General features: G+C 63.7%; 19 protein-coding genes and 1 pseudogene. 14 read left to right on the plus strand and 6 right to left on the minus strand.

The genetic code is table 11. The features are described 5' to 3' along the window. Positions 1-54: 54 nt before the first annotated feature. Both QMG80_RS08770 and infA read right to left on the minus strand, forming a co-directional pair. The gene (locus QMG80_RS08770; protein ID WP_085772474.1) at positions 55-687 is read right to left on the minus strand and encodes a Maf family nucleotide pyrophosphatase; all 633 of its coding nucleotides are present in this window, start codon (positions 685-687) and stop codon (positions 55-57) included. A gap of 25 nt (positions 688-712) precedes the next feature. After that, positions 713-931 carry a translation initiation factor IF-1 gene (gene infA, locus QMG80_RS08775; RefSeq protein ID WP_016920926.1) on the minus strand — a complete coding sequence of 73 codons (219 nt, stop codon included), beginning with the start codon at positions 929-931 and terminating at the stop codon, positions 713-715. 264 nt (positions 932-1,195) lie between these two features. On the opposite strand from infA, the gene QMG80_RS08780 reads away from it, so the two are divergent. From QMG80_RS08780 to QMG80_RS08790, 3 genes are all read left to right on the plus strand, one after another. Further along, positions 1,196-1,402 carry a CbtB domain-containing protein gene (locus tag QMG80_RS08780; protein WP_085773770.1) on the plus strand — a complete coding sequence of 69 codons (207 nt, stop codon included), beginning with the start codon at positions 1,196-1,198 and terminating at the stop codon, positions 1,400-1,402. Between the two features lie 159 nt (positions 1,403-1,561). Beyond that, positions 1,562-2,311 carry a CbtA family protein gene (locus tag QMG80_RS08785; RefSeq protein ID WP_085772475.1) on the plus strand — a complete coding sequence of 250 codons (750 nt, stop codon included), beginning with the start codon at positions 1,562-1,564 and terminating at the stop codon, positions 2,309-2,311. A 9-nt stretch (positions 2,312-2,320) separates the two neighbouring features. Then, positions 2,321-2,893: a histidine phosphatase family protein gene (locus tag QMG80_RS08790; RefSeq protein WP_085772476.1), complete on the plus strand. Its 573-nt coding sequence runs from the start codon at positions 2,321-2,323 to the stop codon at positions 2,891-2,893. Here the strand turns inward: QMG80_RS08790 and QMG80_RS08795 are convergent. Both QMG80_RS08795 and QMG80_RS08800 read right to left on the minus strand, forming a co-directional pair. Continuing rightward, on the minus strand, positions 2,877-3,329 hold the full coding sequence (locus QMG80_RS08795) for a cold shock domain-containing protein (RefSeq protein WP_158658816.1): 453 nt from the start codon (positions 3,327-3,329) through the stop codon (positions 2,877-2,879). The genes QMG80_RS08790 and QMG80_RS08795 overlap by 17 nt on opposite strands. Before the next feature lie 71 nt (positions 3,330-3,400). Then, positions 3,401-5,542: a carbohydrate porin gene (locus tag QMG80_RS08800; protein ID WP_085772478.1), complete on the minus strand. Its 2,142-nt coding sequence runs from the start codon at positions 5,540-5,542 to the stop codon at positions 3,401-3,403. A 314-nt stretch (positions 5,543-5,856) separates the two neighbouring features. Here QMG80_RS08800 and QMG80_RS08805 point away from each other — a divergent pair, with 314 nt between their 5' ends. From QMG80_RS08805 to QMG80_RS08815, 3 genes are read left to right on the plus strand one after another with little or no spacing between them, the layout of a single operon-like run. After that, positions 5,857-7,821 carry a beta-galactosidase gene (locus QMG80_RS08805; RefSeq protein ID WP_085773771.1) on the plus strand — a complete coding sequence of 655 codons (1,965 nt, stop codon included), beginning with the start codon at positions 5,857-5,859 and terminating at the stop codon, positions 7,819-7,821. A gap of 18 nt (positions 7,822-7,839) precedes the next feature. After that, positions 7,840-9,000, plus strand: a complete 1,161-nt coding sequence (gene galK / locus QMG80_RS08810) for a galactokinase (protein ID WP_085772479.1) — start codon at positions 7,840-7,842, stop codon at positions 8,998-9,000. After that, positions 8,997-10,031, plus strand: coding sequence for a UDP-glucose--hexose-1-phosphate uridylyltransferase (locus QMG80_RS08815; protein WP_085772480.1), 1,035 nt, complete (start codon positions 8,997-8,999; stop codon positions 10,029-10,031). Before galK ends, QMG80_RS08815 begins: the two co-directional genes overlap by 4 nt. A gap of 84 nt (positions 10,032-10,115) precedes the next feature. Here QMG80_RS08815 and QMG80_RS21695 read toward each other — a convergent pair whose 3' ends face one another. Both QMG80_RS21695 and QMG80_RS08820 read right to left on the minus strand, forming a co-directional pair. Further along, complete coding sequence (locus tag QMG80_RS21695; protein WP_085773772.1) at positions 10,116-10,268, minus strand: LysR family transcriptional regulator; 153 nt, start codon at positions 10,266-10,268, stop codon at positions 10,116-10,118. Positions 10,269-10,498: 230 nt separating this feature from the next. Beyond that, the gene (locus tag QMG80_RS08820) at positions 10,499-11,077 is read right to left on the minus strand and encodes a beta-class carbonic anhydrase (protein ID WP_085772481.1); all 579 of its coding nucleotides are present in this window, start codon (positions 11,075-11,077) and stop codon (positions 10,499-10,501) included. A 182-nt stretch (positions 11,078-11,259) separates the two neighbouring features. Here QMG80_RS08820 and QMG80_RS08825 point away from each other — a divergent pair, with 182 nt between their 5' ends. The 8 genes and pseudogenes from QMG80_RS08825 (at position 11,260) to QMG80_RS08860 (ending at position 20,741) form a co-directional block, all read left to right on the plus strand. Continuing rightward, entirely contained in the window at positions 11,260-12,183 is a 924-nt protein-coding gene (locus tag QMG80_RS08825; protein WP_085772482.1) for a LysR family transcriptional regulator, read from the plus strand. Between the two features lie 36 nt (positions 12,184-12,219). Continuing rightward, a pseudogene (locus QMG80_RS08830) lies at positions 12,220-12,393 on the plus strand (serpin family protein); the annotation flags it as partial. A gap of 98 nt (positions 12,394-12,491) precedes the next feature. Beyond that, positions 12,492-14,078 (plus strand): phytoene desaturase family protein, encoded by a 1,587-nt coding sequence (locus tag QMG80_RS08835; RefSeq protein WP_085772483.1) that lies wholly within the window; start codon positions 12,492-12,494, stop codon positions 14,076-14,078. 119 nt (positions 14,079-14,197) lie between these two features. Then, positions 14,198-15,295 (plus strand): molybdopterin-binding domain-containing protein, encoded by a 1,098-nt coding sequence (locus tag QMG80_RS08840; RefSeq protein ID WP_085772484.1) that lies wholly within the window; start codon positions 14,198-14,200, stop codon positions 15,293-15,295. Then, positions 15,289-16,923 carry a formylmethanofuran dehydrogenase subunit A gene (locus QMG80_RS08845; RefSeq protein ID WP_085772485.1) on the plus strand — a complete coding sequence of 545 codons (1,635 nt, stop codon included), beginning with the start codon at positions 15,289-15,291 and terminating at the stop codon, positions 16,921-16,923. The genes QMG80_RS08840 and QMG80_RS08845 overlap by 7 nt, the downstream gene beginning before the upstream one ends. Next, the gene (gene fhcD / locus QMG80_RS08850) at positions 16,911-17,819 is read left to right on the plus strand and encodes a formylmethanofuran--tetrahydromethanopterin N-formyltransferase (RefSeq protein ID WP_085772486.1); all 909 of its coding nucleotides are present in this window, start codon (positions 16,911-16,913) and stop codon (positions 17,817-17,819) included. The genes QMG80_RS08845 and fhcD overlap by 13 nt, the downstream gene beginning before the upstream one ends. Beyond that, a complete protein-coding gene (locus QMG80_RS08855) occupies positions 17,816-18,625 on the plus strand; it encodes a formylmethanofuran dehydrogenase subunit C (protein WP_085772487.1) in 810 nt (269 codons plus the stop codon). Before fhcD ends, QMG80_RS08855 begins: the two co-directional genes overlap by 4 nt. 139 nt (positions 18,626-18,764) lie before the next feature. Further along, positions 18,765-20,741: a KUP/HAK/KT family potassium transporter gene (locus tag QMG80_RS08860; RefSeq protein ID WP_085772488.1), complete on the plus strand. Its 1,977-nt coding sequence runs from the start codon at positions 18,765-18,767 to the stop codon at positions 20,739-20,741.

Genomic DNA, 20,741 nt, shown 5'->3' on the forward strand with positions numbered 1-20,741 from the left:
GAGTTCTGGCCGACTGGGCGTGAGCGAAAGCTTGCGCGGTCCGGCTTGGAGCCACTACGGCTCCCAGAAATCCAGCGCCGGAAAGCCCTCGCCGGAGAGAAGGGCGTAAGTCTCGTAGAGCGGCAGGCCGACGACGGCGGAATAGGAGCCGACGACCGTCGCGACGAAAATCCCCGCGCGGCCCTGGATCGCATAGCCTCCCGCCTTGCCGCGCCACTCATCGGTCGCGAGATAGGCCGCGATCTCGGCGCTGCTTAGGCGCTTGAAGCGGATGCGCGCTTCAGCCAGCCGGCGGCGCTCGGCGCCGCGCGGAGTGATCAGGCTCACCGCCGTGTAAACGCGGTGCTGGCGCCCCGACAGAAGATGCAAACAGTCTTCCGCCTCATCGCGTGTCTCGCATTTCGGCAGGACGCGCCGGCCGACGGCGACGACTGTGTCGGCCGCGATGAGATAGGCGCCGACGAGCTCGGGCTGGTTGTTCTTGATCTTGTTCGCAACCTCCGCCTTACGGGTCGCCAGGCGCTGCGCGAGAAATCGCGGCGCTTCGCCCCGTTGCGGCGTTTCATCGATCTCGGCTGGAAGCAGCGCGTCCACCTCGAGACCCGCCTGCTGCAACAGCGCAAGGCGCCGAGGCGAGGCGGAGGCGAGAACAAGCCGGGGTCGCGCGGGGACGGGCTGGGGTGTCAAGTGCGTGCGCTCCGGCTTTCTGATTTTATCGGAAGCGATAAGTGATTCGACCCTTGGTGAGGTCGTAAGGAGTCATCTCGACCAGAACCTTGTCGCCCTCGAGCACACGGATCCTGTTCTTGCGCATTTTTCCGGCGGTATGGGCGATGATCTCGTGGTCGTTCTCGAGCTTGACGCGAAACATCGCGCTCGGCAGCAGCTCCGTCACGATTCCCGGAAATTCTAGAAGTTCTTCCTTAGCCATGAGGTTCCTTGCAGGCGGCGGGCCAAAAGGGCCGCGCCCCATCGTTTCGGCGCGGACCCTAATCGAATATGCGGGATTTGTGAACCGGGCGTCGCTTGACAAGGCCGCTCCTGGACCTATGGTCCGGTTTCTTCGTCGCGGGCAGCGGAAGACGGTTCAAAACCGGCACGGTCGCGCCACTGTGATCGCCTTTCGGCGAGAGTCAGACCCCGCTCGCGACAAGTCGCCGCCCGCTCGATGGACGCGAGATCCAAGGAGTTTTTAATGCCCGCCAACTCGTTCAGCGCCGCTCGTCCCGCCGCCATTTCCCTCGCCGAGATCCTGCCCTGGGCGGTCTTCGGCGGACTGCTCTTGGCGATCGGCTTCTATTTCGTCGGCGTGGAGCAGGGCGCGACGGCCTTCTTCAACGGCGCTTCCGTGCATGAGTTCGTTCACGACGGCCGGCATCTGCTGGGCTTTCCCTGCCATTGAGGGCCTGTCTGAGCGCACCTCCCGATCGCCGTGACAGGCTCTAACGATCGGATGGCGCGACCCCCGCCAATGAAGCGCCCGGTCCTCTCCCGCGGAACGGGGGAGGGGGCGTTCCAGCCCGCTCCGACGAGACCGACCTGCGGTCGAGAGGCTCGACTTATGATGGGAAGACTGCTCGCCGCCGGCATGCTCGCGGGTCTCGTCGCCGGCTTCCTCTCCTTCGGCTTCTTCAAGCTTGCGGGCGAGCCGGCCGTCGAGCGCGCCATCGCCTTAGAGCGGGCGATGGAGGCGGCCAAGGCTAAGGATGCCGCCGAGCCGGTCGAGCCCGAGCTTTTCAGCCGCAGCGTGCAGTCTGGCATCGGTCTCCTGACCGGCGTCGCTGTCTATGGCGCGGCGCTGGGCGGGTTTTTCGCCATCGCTTTCGCGGTCGCCTACCGCCGCTTGGGCGATTTCAGCGGGTTCGCGACCGCAATGCTCCTCGCGGTCTCGGGTTTTATCGCTGTCCATCTAGCGCCGGCGCTCAAATATCCGGCCGCGCCGCCCGCCGTGGGGGCCGCAGAGACGATCGGCGCCCGCACGAATCTATATTTCGCGTTTCTGTTCATTTCGCTGGCCGCCATCATCGCTGCGGGCGTGTTGCGCCTTCGACTCGAAAATCCTCTCGGGAGGATGAAAGCGGCGCTTGTCTCCATCGCCGCTTACGTCGCCGTCATGAGCTGCGTCGCTTTCGCGCTTCCCGGCGTTAACGAAACGCCCGAGAATTTTCCCGCTGCCGCGCTCTGGCAGTTTCGCGCGGCGTCGCTTGGCGGACAGGCGCTGATGTGGGCGGTGCTGGGCCTCGCCTTCGGGGCCGCCGCCGAAAGACTGCTCGCTCGCGAAGAAGCTTCGTTGCGACCGAAACTTCGCTAAAGGCGCAGAATGCGCCTGGAGCTCCTCTGCTCGGCCTCGACGGCGGGCCTGCGCGGCGGGTTCTTCCCCACAGCGGACGAGCCGCTCGATCAAAAAGGCCGCGTCGCGCTGGCTCGATTGGCCGGACGGCTCGGAGACTACGACAGAATCGTGGCGAGCCCTGCGCTCAGCGCCATGGAGACCGCTCGGGGCCTGCTGCTCGCGGCGACGCCGGAGCCGGCTCTGCGCGACGGCGACTTCGGCCGCTGGGCGGGGCGCGCGCTCATGGAGGTCGAGGCCCTGGAGCCGGAGGCGCTCGCCCTTTGGCTCAGGAATGCGGGAGTCGCGCCACATGGCGGCGAGTCCTTTGCCGACGTGGCGAAGCGCGTTGGCCAATGGATGGACGCGCTTCCGGAGAAATCCGGCGTCGTTCTCGCGATCACACATGCAGCCGTGCTCCGCGCTGCCATCGTTCACGCGCTCGGCGCGCCGTCCCCTTCTCTGCTCTCCATAGACGTCTCGCCTCTCGGCCGGGCGAGATTCGCTCGCGCTCGCGGAACTTGGCGGTTCGGCGCGCTGCTTCCCCTTAAGCTCTCGCGTTGAGCGTTTCCGATCTGCACAACAGGTAGCTATCGGCGATCCGGCCGTGCTTGCGGAGCGTTTCTTCCCGGATCGCGACGATATCGCTCATCACCTCGGCAAGCCTTCCGGCGACGAGAATTTCTTCCTTCGTGCCGAGATAAGCGCCCCAGATAATGTCGAGATCGGCTTCGCCGAGCCGCGTGAAGGAGTGGTCGCGATCGAGAAGAACCATCACGCTAGCCGCATTGTCGGGAAAGCCTTCCGCAAGCTTGCGTCCGGTCGTGACGTGAACGGGAGCGTCGAGGCGGTTCTGCGCGAGAGGATGCTTTGCCGCCAAGGCCCGAACGGCGCGCTCGATCGCGTTGACGTGGACGAAAACATCCGCATCGCCGTCAGCGAGCTGAATGAAACCGAAGCCGTTTTGAGAATTCAACCATTTCACGCGTGGGATCGCCATCTGGTGTCTCCGGGCGCTCATGCGCATGCGCCGCTGATGGCCATCCTGCTCACGCCGCGCCTGCGTCGGGGTCAGAACTGCCAATGCAGGCGGGCCGCCAAAATATTCGCAGGGCCTCGCGCCCCGTCGTAGGCGGGATCGACGATGGCCTGATAGTCGAGGCCGATCTTGATGTTCGGCGTCAACGCGTAATTGTAATAGGACTCGACGATCTTCTCCAGCCGGTAGGAGGGCAGCGCTCCATCGCCGATGAGGATGCCGAGGCCGCCCGCGGCGAAATAAGCCTCGTGCGAATTGGCGAGACCGTTGACGACCACCGCGAAGCCGACGGTGTCGTCTGGGCGCCCCCAATCCTTGCCGAGGATCGAAACGCCCGCTTGCGCGGTGCGGTCGATGTCCGCGAAGTCCCAGGGCTCCACGCCGCCGTCCGCATAGCCCGCGCGCGCGAAGAACCCGACTCTGTCGTTGATCTGCTGCTCGAGATTGAGGCTCACGCCCGGACGATTGCGGAATCGGCGGTCGAGCGCGAGCGCGAGGCTCGGGTCTATGCCCGTTCCCGCATTGATGTTCACAGCGTCCTGGAAACTGCCGGCGCGGCCGCGGCTCAGATAGCCGGTGACCTTCAGCTTGCCGGGCTGGCCGAAAAGCTCGTGCCGTTCCTCGAGCTCGCCGACGACCTGGAACTGACTCAGATTGGGATCGAGGCCGTAGGACGAGGCGTTCAGCGCCGCGCCCTGCGGCGTCGCCGAGAGGTCAAAGATCCCGGCGCGCGCGGCGAAGCGGCCCTGATACCATTCGGCCGCCGCGCCATAGGTGTAGCCCCAGGCGTCGCCCGCATAGTCGAACGTGCCGGCGTTGATCAGCGCCCAGTTGAGAAAGTCGGTCTTGGGGTTATTGGCGTATTTGTTGGTGTCGAAGATGTCGACGACGCAGAATTTGCCAGCCGTGAAAACCAGCCGGTTCTCGGTGATCTCATTTGCGAATTGATTGATGTCCGCCTCGACCTTCTGCTTCTCGCCGCCGAGGTCGATCTGCTGGCGCAGAATGGCGCGCTGCACGCGGACGTAAGGGAAGGCGTAGCCGAGCTTATAGGATTCGCCGCTCGGGAAGCCTGCGGCGCCATGCGTGTTGCCGAGACCGAAGCCCTGATCGATTTCCGGATTGATCCAGAGTTCAGCCCCTTGCCAAAGGCGCAGGCCCCCATAAAGGGTCACGTCGCTGGTCTGGCGTAGATCGCCGACGCGCGACAGGCTGTTCGGCCCGTCCCAGGCCGCGCGGAGTTTCGGATAACCCTGCGCGACCTCAGTGATTTGCGCGTGAAAATTGACGCGGTCGCCGTCCGTGAGCGTCCAGGCGGAGGGCGGCTGCGCGCTGAAGCCCGCCAGCGCCGGCACGGGGAGCGTCTCCCCGAAATGGTAGTTCAGAGAGAAGCGAAGAACCTGCGGGGCGAAATCCGAGCGAAACGTCTCGCCATTCGCCAGGAAGTTGACGGGCTTCGTTCCGTAATAGCTGTAGAGATACTCGAGCCTCGCCGTCCAGTTCGGGATCAGCGGAATCTCGACGCCGCCGCCGACGGTCCAGCCGTGTCGCCAGAAGAACGGGTTGTCCGTCGTGCCGGTCAACGCCGGCGTGAGCGTCTGCGAGTTGCGGGTCCAGGCTGCTCCGCCGGTCGCGTAGAGCAGCCAGTTGTTGTCGAAAACATAACCGACGCGGCCGCGCAGCGACATCGCAGCCTGGATGGACTCCATGTAGGTCGCGGGCCCGAGCGACAGCGAATTGAAATTTGCCGTCACGCCCGTCGATTGGCCGAAAACGTCGGGATCGGCGGGAAAGGTGAAGTCGCCTTCGACGCCGAGCAGTACGTGCGACGGCAGCAGAAGATTGTAGCCGCCCTGAAAGCCGCCCAGGAAACTGCCGGCCTCGGTGAAGGTGTCGATCTGCTTGGCGAGGCCGCTCGCATTCCAGATGTCCGGGCCCGACCAGTTGGACTTGCCGCCCGCGAAACCCATGTGACCGCCGAAATAGAAGCCGTTCCAGGGATCGGCGGGCCCGGGCGTTTCCTCCGCGCCCTTTTTGGAGGGGAGGTCGGCCGCATGGGCGGAGGAGATCAGGCTCGCCGCCAGAGCCAGAGCCAGCGCCGCGAGCGAAGCCGATCGGGCGCGCCCCGCGGAGAGCCTCTTCCCAAAATCGCACGGCTTTTTGCCACGTCCCATCTCGCGTTCTCACAAGCCGCGTGTATCTCCTAAGCGAAATGTGATGGGCTCCGCTTGCGCCTGCAATCGAAAAGGTCGGAGTTTGGAATTCTTCAAAGAATCTGCGCCATTATTAGAGAGTATAACATCTTGCTGCAGAGTGTGATATTTTTGCCACAGCGCTGGAGAAAGAAAATTAGGCGATGAGGTCTTCTTTGGAAACGCTCCAAACTAGGAAATACGCTGGCGCTCGATGAGCCGTCGCCCGGCGCCCCTGTCATGAATCTGTGATCCTTCGCGGCGACTTTTCGCCGCGCGAGAGACAGGGGACCTCGATGACGAAGCAAAGGCTCGGGGTCTGCTACTATCCGGAACATTGGCCGGAGGATTTGTGGACCGAGGACGCGCGCCGGATGCGCGATGTCGGTCTCTCTGTTGTCCGGATCGGCGAGTTCGCCTGGTCGCGCCTCGAGCCGGAGGACGGGCGCTACGATTTCGACTGGCTCGCGCGCGCGATCGACGTGCTGCACGAAGCGGGGCTTCGCGTCGTCCTGGGCACGCCGACGGCGACGCCGCCCAAATGGCTCGTCGATAAAATGCCGGACATGCTCGCGCGCAACGCGCAGGGCCGGCCGCGCGGCTTCGGCTCAAGGCGCCATTACTGCTTCAGCTACGAGCCCTACGCCCGAGAATGCGAGCGCATTGTCACGGCGCTGGCGCAGGCCTTTGGCGCGCATCCGGCCGTCGTCGCCTGGCAGATCGACAATGAATATGGGTGCCATGACACGGTGGAGAGCTACTCGCCCGCCGCGCGTGAAGCCTTCCGTCGGTGGTGCGAGCACAAATATGGCGACATTGGCGCGCTCAATCGCGCCTGGGGCAATGTGTTCTGGTCGATGGAGCTCTCGCGCTTCGACCAGATCGAGCTTCCCCATCTGACCGTGACGGAGGCCAATCCGGCCTGTCTCCTCGATTTCAAACGTTTCTCGTCGGATCAGGTCGCCGCCTTCCATAGGCGGCAGGTCGAGATCATCCGCCGTCATTCCCCAAGCCGGGACATCCTTCACAATTTCATGGGCGCCTTCACCGCCTTCGATCATTTTGCGGTCGGGCGCGATCTCGACGTCGCCGCCTGGGACAGCTACCCACTCGGGTTTCTGGAGCGAAGTCATCGCGACGAGGCCTTCAAACGCCGGTTCATGCGGGTCGGCGATCCCGATTTTCAGGCCTTTCACCATGATCTCTACCGCGCCTGCGGGGCAGGGCGCTTGTGGATCATGGAGCAACAGCCCGGCGCCGTGAACTGGGCTCCGTGGAATCCGCTGCCGGCGAAAGGCGCCGTGCGGCTGTGGAGCTTCGAGGCCTTCGCGGCCGGCGCCGAAGTCGTGAGCTATTTTCGCTGGCGTCAGGCGCCTTTTGCGCAGGAGCAGATGCATGAAGGCCTGCTTCTGCCCAACAGCGAGCCCAATGAGGCTTATCATGTCGCCCGAGCTGTCGCTCGCGAGCTCGAGTCGATCGACGCCAAAGTCGAAACCGAGTGCGCGGATGTCGCGCTCGTCTTCGACTATGACAGCGCCTTCGCCTGGGAGATCGAGCCGCAGGGGCAGGACTTCTCCTATTTCGATCTGATCCTCGATTTCTACGGCGGCTTGCGGAAGCTGGGACTGAATGTGGACGTCGTTCCGCCGACGCCGGAGGCTATGGCTCGGCGTAAGCTCATCGTCGCCCCGGCTTTGTTTGCGTCGAGCGCGGCGCTCACGCGAGCATTCAGCGAGAGCGGCGCCTTGGTGCTGCTCGGGCCTCGCAGCGGCTCGAAAACTGAAGATTTCCAGATTCCGCCCGGGTTGCCGCCGGGCGATTTCCGTCCGCTCGTCGACGTCGCCATCCAGCGCGTCGAATCGTTGCGTCCCGGCGCGCAGATCCCTGTCGAGGCCGCGGAAAACGGAGCATTCGTCCGCTGGCGCGAGATCATCGCTGCGGGCGCGGAGGCGGCGGTTCTGCTCCGCTGCGACGATGGCGCGCCAGCGCTGACGCGGCGCGAGCGGTTCCTCTATCTCGCGGGCCTTCCCAACGATCTTTTGCGCGACGCTCTTTTGCGGCGCCTAGCCAATGAAGCGGGTCTTACCCTTATTGATCTCCCCGAGCATATTCGTCTGCGCGACAATGGACCCATGCGCTATGTCTTCAACTATGGCGAGCGCGATTTCGATCTTTCACCAATTCTGGGCGAGGCGTCCCTGCTGCTCGGCGAGCGGCGGCTCCCGCCCTGCGGCGTCGCGCTTTTCCGGCGTCCCGGCTGAAGCGGGACGGCCGCACCGATGAACTGCGCCATAGATCTCCAATCGCGCTTTGTGGAGCGCTTCGGCGGCGCGCCGCGGCTCTTTCGTGCGCCAGGGCGAGTCAATCTGATTGGCGAGCACACCGATTACAACGACGGCTTCGTCCTTCCCGCGGCGATCGATCTCGCGACCTACGCCGCGGTCGCGCCATGCGACGATCGGCGCTTCGTCGTTCATTCGCTCGCCTACAATGAGACCGTCGAATTCGATCTCGACGCTCCCCCGCCCGCGCCGCGCCGTCACTGGAGCGATTATGTTTTCGGCGTCGTTCTCAACCTGCAGCGCGAGGGTTTTGCGCTTTGCGGCGCCGATATGATGCTCGCGGGCGACCTGCCGATGGGCGCAGGACTCTCGGCCTCGGCGGCGCTGGAGGTCGTCGTCGGTTACGCGCTCTGCGACCTTTGTGGAGTGTCCATCGAGCGAAAGGCGCTCGCGCTTCTTTGTCAGCGGGCGGAGAACGAGTTCGTCGGCATGCGCTGCGGCGTGATGGATCAGCTCATCAGCTGCTGCGGCGTCGCCGATCATGCGTTGCTCATCGACTGTCGCTCGCTCGAGACGCGGCCGGCGCCGCTCGATCCGAAGGCGCAGCTCGTGATTTGCAATACGATGGTCAGCCATGAGCTGGCCTCGAGCGAATATAATAAGCGGCGAGCGGAGTGCGAGCGGGCGGTCGAGCTGCTCTCTCCTATGCTGAAGGGCGTGCGCGCGCTGCGGGACGTGTCGCCTGAGCAGCTTGCGCTTCATGGCGCGGTCTTGCCTGACGTGATCCTGCGCCGCGCTCGCCACGTGGTGACGGAGAACGCGCGCACGCTGGCGGCGGCGCAGGCTCTGGAAGATGGCGATCTCCCGTCTTTCGGGCGGCTCATGAATGCGTCGCATGCGAGCCTGCGCGACGATTATGAGGTAAGCTGCGCCGAGGCCGACGTGATGGTCGATCTCGCGCAGAAGAGGGAAGGCGTCTTCGGCGCGCGCATGACCGGCGGCGGCTTCGGCGGCTCGACGCTCGCTCTGGTCGAAGCGGGCGCCGCCGAGCATTTTATGACGCGCATCGGCGAGGCCTATCGCAAGGCGACGGGACTGACGCCGCAGATCTTTCGCGCGACGCCTTCAGCAGGCGTCCAACGAGTGATGGTCCCGTGAGCGATTTCCTGCAAAACGCGCCGCATCGGCGCTTCAATCCGCTGACGGGCGCCTGGGCGCTCGTCTCGCCGCATCGCACGCAGCGCCCCTGGCGTGGCCAGCTCGAAGCCTCGGCGGCCGAAACTCTGCCTAGGCGTCAGCCAGGCTGTTACCTCTGCCCGGGAGAAGTGCGCGCCAATGGTAAGCGTAACCCCGATTACGAGACCGTCTTTGTTTTCGACAACGACTTTCCGGCGCTGCTTCCGGACGCCGATGGCAAGGCCGTGGAGGAGGGCGAGCTTCTCATCGCTCGACCGGAGACAGGCTTCTGTCGAGTCTTGTGCTTCTCGCCGCGGCACGATCTCACGCTGTCGCGCATGGAGACGCGCGACATTGCAAGCGTCGTGGAGGCTTGGCGCGACGAATATGTCGCGCTCGGCGCGCGGGACAATGTGCGTTACGTGCAGATCTTCGAGAACCGCGGCGCGATGATGGGCGCGAGCAATCCGCACCCGCATTGCCAAATATGGGCGAGCTCGAGCCTTCCCGACGAGCCGCTCAAGGAGGATCAAAAGCAGGCCGACTACCTCGCGCGGAAGGGTTCTTGCCTGTTGTGCGATTATCTCGCTTGCGAGCGCGACGCCAAGGAGCGCATCATCTGCGAGAACGACGCCTTTCTCGTCCTCGTCCCCTTCTGGGCGGTCTGGCCTTTCGAAACGATGATTATCTCGAAGCGCCACTTCGGCGGCCTCGAAGCCTTGACGAATGCGGAGGTCGAGGCTCTGGCCGACGTGTTGAAACGGCTGACGACGCGCTACGACAATCTCTTCGCCGCGCCTTTCCCCTATACGATGGGGTTGCATCCCCAGCCCACCGACGGGCGCGCCTATCCGCATTGGCATTTTCATGCGCATTTCTACCCGCCGCTGCTGCGCTCGGCGACGATCCGCAAGTTCATGGTCGGCTACGAAATGCTCGCCGCCCCGCAGCGCGACATCACGCCCGAGCAGGCCGCCGCGAGCCTGCGCGCGAGCGCGGAGTGGTTTGGGTGAGGAAGCGACTCGTCCTACTCTCGATCCCAGTTCCGGAAATGATTCCAATCCGAATATGGCCTTCGTCACCACGCGCTGTTACGCTCACTCCAGTTTTAGGAAGTCGAATTTGCAATAAATCTTTGCATATCGTTGAGCAAATTGCCTACCAGCTGGTGTGAGCTGTACTCTGCTAGAGGAACGAATGAAAAGCGGTGCGCCAAGCCGACCTTCCAGGTTGCGAATGCGACGGCTGATAGCCGATTCTTTGCGTTCGGAACTCTGCGGAAGCTGCCGTGGTCAGCGACAGCAATTACGCAATTTATGTCGCGGAGTAAACCTCTCAGCGAGGGTGGTTTTCTTTTCAGCTTCCAATATTCGAAAGCCGAAGTGCCTCCCTCGCTGAAGGTTGTGCTGTGGCGGAGACGCTCGCGAAAACCCCGGTTTACGCGCCATCTTCGTGGATTCGCCTAAAACGTCGATATCGCTTAAGCGGCGCGACCGACTTCAGTGGCGCTGGGAACTTTGTTGAGACAACCGGTCTTCACATCATAGATGTAGCCGTAGATCGGAATGTCTTTTGGGACCAGCGGATGCTTGCGGATCCGCGCGACGTCCTGCGTAACGCTCTGTTCTTGCGATTTGATCGTGAGCCATTTGACGAAGTGGCCGGCCGAGCAACCGCCGCCATGCTTCGGATTGGACCACTGCTTCCCATCGAACGAAGCCGTCGAAAGATTGTCTTCGAGTAGATCGCCCATCACCTCGTCGCAGAACAATTCCATTCCGCAGTCCGTGTGATGGATGACGAACCACTCCAGCGTTCCGAGCAACTTGTGAGAGATCACGAGCGAGCGGATAGCGTCGTCGGATGCCCGCCCGCCCGCATTGCGCACGACATGCGCATCGCCCTCGGAAAGACCAGCATATTTGGCCGGGTCGAGCCGCGCGTCCATACAAGTCAGAATTGCAAAGCGCCTTGCCGGCGGCATCGCCAGCTGCCCCTTGTCTCCGAAGGCGGAGGCATATTTCGCGTTTGCCGCCATCACCTCGTCGAGAATTGTCATTCATTCCTCCTCTGTGGCTTGATCGCCTTGGGGCTTCTTAAGGGCGAGGTCCTGGGAGCTGAACTGCAATTTTTTCATTCCCGCCATTAGGAAAATTCATTTGGCGGTCTTTAGAGTGACGTGTCGATAAAGAGTGGGCTTTTCCGCTCACCTCCGCCCGAGAATGAGGCTTGGACTGGCGAATGACGGAGCTAAGGAATTTTGACCTCAATCTGCTGGTTGCGTTCAAGTTTCTCATGGAGGAACGAAGCGTCTCGCGAGCTGCGGAGAGGCTGTTTATCAGCCAGTCGGCAATGAGCCATGTATTGCAGCGGCTCCGACGGCAGCTAGATGACCCGGTCTTGGTTAAAACTGCTGCGGGAATGAAGCCAACTCCACGCGCTCAAGCCCTTTGGGAACCAGTCAAGACGATTCTGCGTGACGTAGAAAGGCTTGTCCATACCCCCGAAGAATTTTCGCCCGAAACTTGTCAGAAGCGCTTTGTCATCGCGGCTAGCGATTACGTTGAATTTACTTTGCTGCCCCCCTTCATTGCGGGGTTAAACCGTCGTGCTCCTGACATAGAAATACAGATAAGGCAATTAATTAATACTTCTCCAGAGACTGCAATCGAAGAGCATCAGGTTGATTTTGCAATAGGTTTTGATGTTATCATCAGCCCTTCGCCAAGGGTTTGCAGTAAGACGCTCTTTAAAGATGAAATAGTCTGTATCTGCAGAGACAACCATCCAGACCTAGTCGGGCCTCGGATTTCATTTGAACAGTTTATTTCAAGCAAGCAAATGGTGATTTCGCGCAGGTCCGCAGGAACGGGCCTCATCGATGACTGGCTGGAAAAGCATGGACAAACGAGGAAGGTTTCTCTTGTCGTTCCGAACTTTCTCTCTGCTCCATGGATTGTTGCAAACACAGACCTGCTGCTGTCACTCCCTGCAAAGATTGCCGAGAGATTTGTGCATGCAGCGCCGCTCAAAATTTTGCCAATACCGATCGAGTTGCCAACATATGATGTGATTATGATCTGGCATCCCTTGCAGGAAAAAGAGCCAGATCATCAATGGATTAGACAGGAGATATTGGGAGCCAGCAGTGCGCCCACCGGATAAACGTAGAGAGTTCGCGCTCCGTGGACGGAGGAGGGCGCGCTCGCCAGCGCCGTGACGATCGTGAAGATCGTGGCGGCTGCGGCGAGACCGGCTCCGGAGCAGCCGCCGCTGCCCAAGCCTTTCTATGTCGACCATCCATTCCTCTTCTTCATTGTCGATCGCAAATCCGGGGCAATGTTATTCGAAGGCCGAATCGAAGAGCTACGCTGAGGCGGCGGCTTTCGTTTTCCTTCTCACGGCGATTTGGCTATGACGGCTATCGCCGTTCCACGCCATCTGGGCGCGCGGCGCATCGCGGAGGCCAGGCATTGCAGAAATTCGACGCCGTCGTGATCGGCTCCGGCCTCGGCGGGCTGACCGCGGGCGCTCAGCTCGCGAAGGCCGGATATGCCGTCTTGCTGCTCGAGCGCAATTTCAGCCTCGGCGGCGCAGCCTCCGTCTATCGCGTCGGCTCGCTGACGATCGAGGCTTCGCTTCATCAGACCTCCGACGCGCGACATCCGCGCGACGTGAAGCACCGCATCCTCAAGGAGCTCGGCATTCTCGACGAGCTCGAGTTCCTGCCGACAGACGCTGTGCACAAGGTGCGCGGCGGTCCCGTCGGCGAGCCCTTCGCGCTGCCGGCGGGCTTTGACGCCGCTCATGACGCGCTCGCCGAGCGCTTTCCGGACAAGCGCCACGCGATCCGAGACTTTCTGAACGATGTGGAGCGCATCCATGATTCGCTCTGGAACCTCAGAGAGGCCCGCGACGGCGCCTCGATCGCAAAGTTCCAGCGCGCCTTGTGGGAGCTGGAGCCTGCGGCGCGCGACTGGAACGCGACGCTCGACGAGGTGCTCGAGCGCTGCTTTGGCGCGGGTGAGGCGGTAAAATGCGCGCTCGGCGCCAATCTCCTCTATTTTGGCGACGATCCGCGGCGCATCTGGTGGGTGTATTATGCGCTGGCCCAGGGCGCGAACATCGCGTCGGGGACGGCCTATATCAAAGGCGGCTCACGGCAGTTGAGCCTCAAGCTCGCCAAGGTGATCACCAAGGCGGGCGGCGTGGTCCGCCTCGGCCGCGAAGCCTCGGCGATCTTGACGAATGCGCAGGGCGGCGTGACCGGCGTCCGGCATGTCGCGCGCAAGGCCGGGGGCGACGAAGAAGAGGTTCTCGCGCCCGTGGTGCTCGCCAATTGCGCGCCCCATGTCGCGGCCGAAATCCTGCCCGAGGCGCAACGGGAGGCGATGGAGGCGGCGTTCGGCGGCAGGCCGCTTTCCACCTCGCTGTTTTGCGCCAATTTCGGGCTCTCGGCGCGTCCGGAGACGATTGGCATGCGAGAATATTGTGAGATCGTGCTGCCGGAAGGCATGACGCGCTTCTCGCAATATGCCGAAGGAGCCGAGGCGCTTGGCTCTAATCCGGACGCGGCGCTGCCGCCTTATGCGATCGCGAATTTCACCGCGGTCGATTCTGGCCTCTGGGACGAGCCGCCGCATCTCGTCGCCGTTCTCGGCCTCGACCGCCTCGCCAATTGGAAAGGCCTCGCGCGGGAGGAGGCGGTCGCGCGCCGCGACGCTTGGCTCGGCGCCATCGAAAAGCGTCTCGATCGCGACCATCCTGGTTTCGCAGACTTGGTTAAGGAGCGCGTCTTTCTCAACGCGCATTCGATGGCAGGCTATCTTCGCACGCCCGAGGGCGCCGTGTACGGCTTCGAGCCCTTGCCGCCGGAGGCGACCATTCTCGCGGGATTTCCTCGCACGCCGGCGACGCCCGTCGGCGGTCTTTATCTCGCCTCGGCCTTTGGCGGGGAGCACGGCTTCAACGGCGCCATTTTGTCCGGCGCCGAAGCGGCGCGGCTGGCGGCGCGCGACCTCGAGTCGCGGCGCCTCGACAGCGGAGGCTCCGGCTGCTAGGCAGGGGCAACGCCGGCGCGGATCCTATGCTGGAGCGAATTCCGATCGCGAAAGATTCGAAGCTTTCGCATCGATTCGCCCGGGGCTCGTGGGCGAGGACGGGAGTCTGACGGGAAGAAATGAGCCACGCAACGCTCGACGGGGCGCCGATCGCCCTCGAAGACGCTTATGAGCATGCCGCGCGTCTTCTCGAGGCCGCAAAATTTCCGCTCATTGCCGGATTAGGCGCCGACGCCGCGGGCGCTCGCGCCGGGATCCTTTTGGCCGAGCGGCTGCGCGGCGCTTACGATCATCTCGCTTCGGAGGCGATTCTCGCCGATCTCGAGGTGATGCGGAGCTTCGCCATGTTCACGACGACGCCGAACGAAGCGCGCCTGCGCGCTGACGTCGTGCTGCTCGTCGGCCCGGGGCTTGCGGCGCAATCCCCCGCGCTCTTCGAGCGGCTGGCGCTCGAAAAGGGCGTGCATTTCCAGAACGGCGCGGCGCGCAAGATCATCTGGCTCGGGCCGAAAGCCGGTGAAGGAAAGATCGAGGGCGCGGAGGTCGAAACTCTCTCGGCGACCCGCGAGGCTTTGCCGCTGATTCTCGCGGCGCTTCGCGCCCGCGTCGGCGGCCGCCCCGTGGCGCTCGCTCCCGCCGTGGCCAAGAAGCTGGACGCTGTCGCGGAGACGCTCAGAACCGCGCGCTTCGGCGTGGCGGTCTGGTCGGGCTCCAGCGTAGACACGCTCGTCGTCGAAGCGCTGCAAGGCCTGCTCTCCGACCTTAACGCGACGACGCGCTTCACCGGCGTCCCGATCGGCGCGCGCTCCGGCGCCGCGGGCGTCACGCAGCTCAGCGGCTGGATGACGGGCTTTCCTCCCCGCACGGGCTTTGGTCGCGGCTATCCCGAGCATGACCCCTGGCGCTTCGAGGCGAAGCGTCTCGTCGAAAGCGGCGAGACGGATGCGGTGTTGTGGATCTCCGCCTATGACGGCGAAGCGCCGCCGTGGAAATCGGGAGGCCCGAAAACCGTGACGCTTGCGCCCAAAGGCGCAAAGCCCGGACGCGGCCTCCATATCGAGATCGGCCGGCCCGGCGAGGATCACGACGCGCTCGAATTCTCGCAGGCGATCGCCGCTTTCACCTTGACCCAGGCGCGCGCGCCGAGCGGCGCGCCAAGCGTCGCAGCCGCGATCGCCGCGATCGACGCCAGGATTTCGGAGGGCGTTTCTTGCTGACCTGCATTCACGGCGGCCATGTGATCGACCCCGCGACGGGGCGCGACGGCGTTGGCGACGTCTGGTTCGAGAACGGCCGGATCGTCGAGAAGCCGGAAGGGCGCGCGCCGGACGCAAGCCACGACGCGTCGGGTCATGTCGTCATGGCCGGAGCGATCGACATCCATTCCCACATCGCCGGCGGCAATGTGAACACGGCGCGGCTGCTGTTGCCGGAGATGCATCGCGCGATTCGCGCGCGGCTCGCTGGCACGCCGCTCTCGACGGCCAAATGGTCGACCTATGAGACGGGCCGGCTCTATGCGCAGATGGGCTTCACCACTGTGGTCGAGCCCGCCATGGCGCCCCACAGCGCGATCCAGACGCAACTCGAGCTGGCTGATACGCCGCTGCTCGACACCGGCGCGCTGACCGTGCTCGGCAATGACGACTTTCTCTTAAATCAGCTGCGCACGGGCGAGAGCGAGACCGCGATCAGCGACTATGTCGCGCGCACCGTGGACGCGACCAAGAGCCTGGGGTTGAAATGCATCAACCCGGGCGGGGTCGAAGGCTTCAAGGAGAACATGCGCGTCTTCGGGCTCGACGACGTCGTGCCCTTCTATGGCGTCACCTCGCGCCAGATCATCCAGGCGCTGCAAAAGGCGACGCAGGCGGTCGGCATTCACCATCCGCTGCATCTGCACATGAACAACCTCGGCATCGCCGGCAATATCGAGACGGCGCTCGCGACGATCGACGCCGTGCAGGGCCTGCCGCTGCATCTCGCGCATGTGCAGTTCTACGCTTATGGCAAGGAAGGCAAGAACGCCTTCTCGTCGGCCGCCGCGGCCTTCGCCGAGAAGGTCAACGCCAATAAGAACGTCAGCGTCGATGTCGGCGCGGTGATGTTCTCCGACACGGTCACCGTCTCCTCCGACGTGTTGAAGCAGTTCAACAGCATGCCGGGCGCGGTCCCGAAGAAGGGCGCGATCTTCGACGGCGACGCCAACGGCGGCGGCATCGTGCCATACGCCTATAAGATCTCGAACTACTACAACGCCGTGCAATGGGCGGCGGGGCTCGAGCTGTTCCTGCTCATCGACGATCCGCACCAAGTCTTCTTCACGACGGATCATCCGAACGGCGGACCCTTCACCACTTATCCCGAGCTCTTCGCGCTGTTGATGAGCGCGGATCTGCGCGCGCAATGGCTTTCGCGCCTTCCGGCGGAAGTCCTGGAGGTTACGAAGCTCGCGGAGATCAAGCGCGAATACACGCTCTATGAGATCGCGCAGATGAGCCGGTCCGGCGCCGCCAAGCTCTTCGGCTTCACCGATCGCGGCAAGCTCGCTCCCGGCGCCGTCGCCGACATCGCGGTCTACAAGGATCAGAGAGACAAAGCCGGCATGTTCCGTAATGCGGCGCTCGTCTTCAAGGATGGCGAGCTCATCGTTGAAGCGGGCGAGGTCAAGCGCTACAAGCGCGGACGGACGCTCCACACGAGTCCCAAATTCGACGGGGCGATCGAGCGCCGTCTCGATCGTTATTACGACGATCTCTACGGGCTGCCGCGCACGATCTTCGACGTGCCGCAGGCGGCGCTTCCCAACGCCGACGCCTTTGCGGAGGTCGCATGTCGCAGCTGACCCGCCGGGGCGTCCGCATCGACGACAGTTTCGCCGAGGCCTTTCCGATGGCCGGCACGGGGCTAGTCATCACCGCGCCGACGCGCAAATGGGCGATGATCGCCGCGCAGACGGCGACCGGCTACGCAACCTCGGTCATCGGCTGCGACTGCGAGGCGGGCGTCGATCGCGAGCTTTCGCCGAAGGAAACGCCGGACGGGCGTCCGGGCGTGCGCATCCTCGCTTTCGGCTTCTCGACCAAGGCGGTCGAGAAGGCGCTCGTCAATCGTGTCGGACAATGCCTCCTCACCTGCCCGGGCACCGCCGTCTTCTCGGCGATGGACGGCGACGTGAAGATCAAGGTCGGCGATTCGATGCGTCAGTTCGGCGATCGCTGGCAGATTTCGAAGGCGATAGACGGCAAGCGTTTCTGGCGTGTGCCGGTGATGGACGGCGAGTTTCTCGTCGAATCCCAGGTCGGCGTCGTCAAGAAATGCGTCGGCGGCGGCAACCTTCTCGTGATGGGCGAGGATTGGGACAAGACGATGCGCGCGACCGAGGCGGGCGTCGCGGCGATCGCTAAGGTCCCGGATACGATCACGCCCTTTCCCGGCGGCATCGTGCGCTCGGGCTCGAAGGTCGGCTCGAAATACAAGGGCATGTCCGCGTCCACCAATGACGCCTATTGCCCAACCTTGCGCGGCGTGACCGCAAGCGCGCTCGATCCCGACATCGGCTGCGTGCTCGAGATCGTCATCGACGGGCTTTCGAATGAGGCGGTGGCGCTCGCGATGCGCGCCGCTATCAAGGCCATCGTCGCGCTCGGCCCCAAGACGGGCGCAAAGCGCATCGGCGCCGGCAACTATGGCGGCAAGCTCGGACCGTTCCACTATCATTTGAAGGATCTTTTGCCGTGAAGCCGCTGGTGTTCACGCTCCGTAGCGAGCCCGCGCAAAGGCTCGACCTCTCGAAGCTCACGCCCGATCGTCTGCTCGGCAAGAGCGTCAAGGAGATCGAGGCGATCGATCTCGCGACGACGAAGGCCGCGGTCAAGGTCGGCGACGTCTTCAAGCTGCGCGCCGGCGATCCGCATGAGCTGCGTTTCGAGGGCGGCTCGGAGCGTTTCGACCTTCTCGGCGCGAAGCTGTTGGCGGGCTATTCGATCCATGTCAACGGCGACGTCGGGATGGGGCTCGGGCGCCAGGCGCAGGGCGGGGCGATTGCGGTCCGCGGTGACGCCGGCGCTTATGTCGCGAGCGGCATGACGGCGGGACGTATCGAGATCGACGGAGACGCCGGCGATTTCCTTTGCGGACCCTTGGCCGGCGAGCTCGCCGGCATGTCGGGCGGCCGCGTGATTGTGCGCGGCTCGGTTGGCAATCGCGCCGGGGATCGGCTGCGACGCGGGATCGTTGTGATCGAAGGCGACGCGGGCGAAGATTTGGGCTCGCGCGCCATTGCGGGGACCATTGTGCTGCTCGGCCATGCCGCGGGGCGGCTGGGCTATCTCAACAAGCGCGCATCCCTCGTCCTCTCGCAGCGTCGAGATTTTGGTCCGACCTACGTCGATTGTGGCGCCCACAACTTTTCCTTTGCGAAGCTCTTTGCCAGGGCGCTCAATGAAGACAGTCGTCGCGCCGCCCGCCTGTTGAACCAGCGGCTTCAGCGCTATGCCGGCGACACGGCGGTCTATGGCAAGGGCGAGATTCTGACGCCCGCGTGAGGCGAGGGGCGGGGGAGGTCCGGGAGCGCGACAGTCGGCGCGACTCGGCGGGGATCGAGCGATACAAACTTTTAGAATCGATCACCTTCCCTGCGCTTGAGCGGTTCTCTCAAACGCGCGGTGATCTAGGGTCTCGCCGATGAGTGAAACGCGTTCCGGCTGGAGAGGTTTCTCTTGGCAAGCGCGCGCGAAGCGCAGCGCTCCACATCTGCCGCACGCGGGCCTGACGAGCCTCACCATCGGCGCGCTCGGCGTCGTATTCGGCGCGATCGGCACCTCGCCGCTCTATGCGATCGACCAAATTTTTTTTGGTCCCGCCGCTGTCGCCGCCACACCCGAGAACGCGCTTGGCGCCAGCTCTCTCGTCATCTGGACGATCACGCTCGTCGGCGCGATCACTTATGCCCTGCTCATGCTGAGGGCCGAGAACGACGGCGAAGGCGGGGTCTTCGCCCTCTACGGCTTGCTGCATAAATATCGCTTTCAAGGCGCCCGCGTCCTGCTCTGGGCCCTGATGCTGGGCGCGGGCCTCTTGTTTGGCGACGGCATGATCACGCCGGCGATCAGCGTCTTGTCCGCAGTGGAGGGACTGGAAGTCGCGGCGCCGAACTTGGCGCATTTCGTCGCGCCGCTTACCGTTGCGATTCTGACGGCGCTTTTCGCGCTGCAGTTCAAGGGCGCATCACGCGTCGGCGCCATCTTCGGGCCGCTGACCTTGCTGTGGTTTGTGGTGATCGCGGCCTTCGGCCTCGCCGAGATTGCTCGCGCGCCCGAAATTTTGGCGGCGTTCAATCCCTTGCACGGCCTCGCTTTTCTCGCGAATTCCGGTCCGCGCGAGACGCTGTGGGTCTTGAGCGCGCTGATCCTCGTCGTCACGGGCGGCGAGGCGATGTATGCGGATCTTGGCCATTTCGGCGCGAAGCCCATCCGCATCGCATGGTTCGCGGTGGTCTTCCCCGCCCTCCTGCTCAACTATCTGGGGCAGTGCGCGCATCTCCTGAGGGGCGCCCCTATCCCCGGCGACAAGCTTTTCTTCAGCCTGATCCCGACGCCGCTGCTTGTTCCGGTCATCCTGTTGGCGACGCTCGCGACGGTGAGCGCCTCTCAGGCCCTGATCTCCGGGACTTTTTCATTGGCCTGGCAGGCGATCGGCATCGGCTTCGCCCCCCGCCTCGAGGTTCAGCACACGCATCAGGCGCACGCGGGCCAGATCTATATTCCCGCCGCCAATTGGGGACTCTACGCCGGCAGCATCGCGCTCGTTATCGCCTTCGGCTCCTCGATGGCGATCGCCGCCGCCTATGGCCTCGCCGTCGCGGGCGTGATGCTGATCACCTCGCTCGCGATGATCATGGTCGCGCGGCGTTATTGGCGATGGAGCCGGCTCCAGACCGCGCTTGTCTGGGGTCCCTTGACCTTCGTCAACGCCGCTTTTCTCGTCGCGAGTTCGATGAAATTCTTCGAGGGCGGTTTCGTGCCGCTCACGGTCGGATTGGCGATATTCTTAGCGATGGCGACCTGGCGTTGGGGCCGCAAGGCGACCTTCGCGGCCTATGCGGCGCGCTCCAAGCTCACCATGGGCGAGGTCGTCGAGCTTCACCGTTCCTGCACGAGCTTCGTCGAGCGCAATGCCCTCGTCATGGCGCCGGCGGCGGTGCGGCGCATGAGCGACCGCGCGCCTGCGCTCGTCGGCCTTTTGTGGAACCGCTACGGCGTCTTTCCGCGCAATCTCGTGCTCGTCGAGGTGGTCCATCCCAAGGTCCCCTATATCCACGAGAATCGCTATCACGTGACGGTGTTCGACCGCGACAGCGCCCGGGGCTGCGTGATCGGCGTCGAGCTTCGCTTCGGCTTCATGGAGGAGCCGAATGTCGAGCGCTATCTCGCCGACATGGCGCGGCACCACGAGATCGATCTGCCCGCGGACCCGCATAGATGGGTCGTGCATGTCGCGCATGAGAATCTGCTGCCGGCGAAGGACATGAATTTTCTGAAAATGCTGCGGTTTCGACTGTTTCTCTTCCTGCGCCTCGTCTCCCGGCCGGCCTATTACGGCTATGGCCTCGGCGACGAGGTGCAGCTCTCGGCCGAAATCCTGCCGGTCAAAGTGCGATAG

Source organism: Methylocystis bryophila (genome assembly GCF_027925445.1).
Lineage (GTDB): Bacteria > Pseudomonadota > Alphaproteobacteria > Rhizobiales > Beijerinckiaceae > Methylocystis > Methylocystis bryophila.

Coding starts and splice junctions, on each gene's coding strand:
- infA (WP_016920926.1), bottom strand. CDS start 931: ATGGCTAAGGAAGAACTTCTAGAATTTCCGGGAATCGTGACGGAGCTG.
- QMG80_RS08780 (WP_085773770.1), top strand. CDS start 1,196: ATGCCCGCCAACTCGTTCAGCGCCGCTCGTCCCGCCGCCATTTCCCTC.
- QMG80_RS08795 (WP_158658816.1), bottom strand. CDS start 3,329: ATGGCGATCCCACGCGTGAAATGGTTGAATTCTCAAAACGGCTTCGGT.
- QMG80_RS08805 (WP_085773771.1), top strand. CDS start 5,857: ATGACGAAGCAAAGGCTCGGGGTCTGCTACTATCCGGAACATTGGCCG.
- galK (WP_085772479.1), top strand. CDS start 7,840: ATGAACTGCGCCATAGATCTCCAATCGCGCTTTGTGGAGCGCTTCGGC.
- QMG80_RS08790 (WP_085772476.1), top strand. CDS start 2,321: ATGCGCCTGGAGCTCCTCTGCTCGGCCTCGACGGCGGGCCTGCGCGGC.
- QMG80_RS08825 (WP_085772482.1), top strand. CDS start 11,260: ATGACGGAGCTAAGGAATTTTGACCTCAATCTGCTGGTTGCGTTCAAG.
- QMG80_RS08860 (WP_085772488.1), top strand. CDS start 18,765: ATGAGTGAAACGCGTTCCGGCTGGAGAGGTTTCTCTTGGCAAGCGCGC.
- QMG80_RS08840 (WP_085772484.1), top strand. CDS start 14,198: ATGAGCCACGCAACGCTCGACGGGGCGCCGATCGCCCTCGAAGACGCT.
- QMG80_RS08800 (WP_085772478.1), bottom strand. CDS start 5,542: ATGGGACGTGGCAAAAAGCCGTGCGATTTTGGGAAGAGGCTCTCCGCG.
- fhcD (WP_085772486.1), top strand. CDS start 16,911: ATGTCGCAGCTGACCCGCCGGGGCGTCCGCATCGACGACAGTTTCGCC.
- QMG80_RS08785 (WP_085772475.1), top strand. CDS start 1,562: ATGATGGGAAGACTGCTCGCCGCCGGCATGCTCGCGGGTCTCGTCGCC.
- QMG80_RS08820 (WP_085772481.1), bottom strand. CDS start 11,077: ATGACAATTCTCGACGAGGTGATGGCGGCAAACGCGAAATATGCCTCC.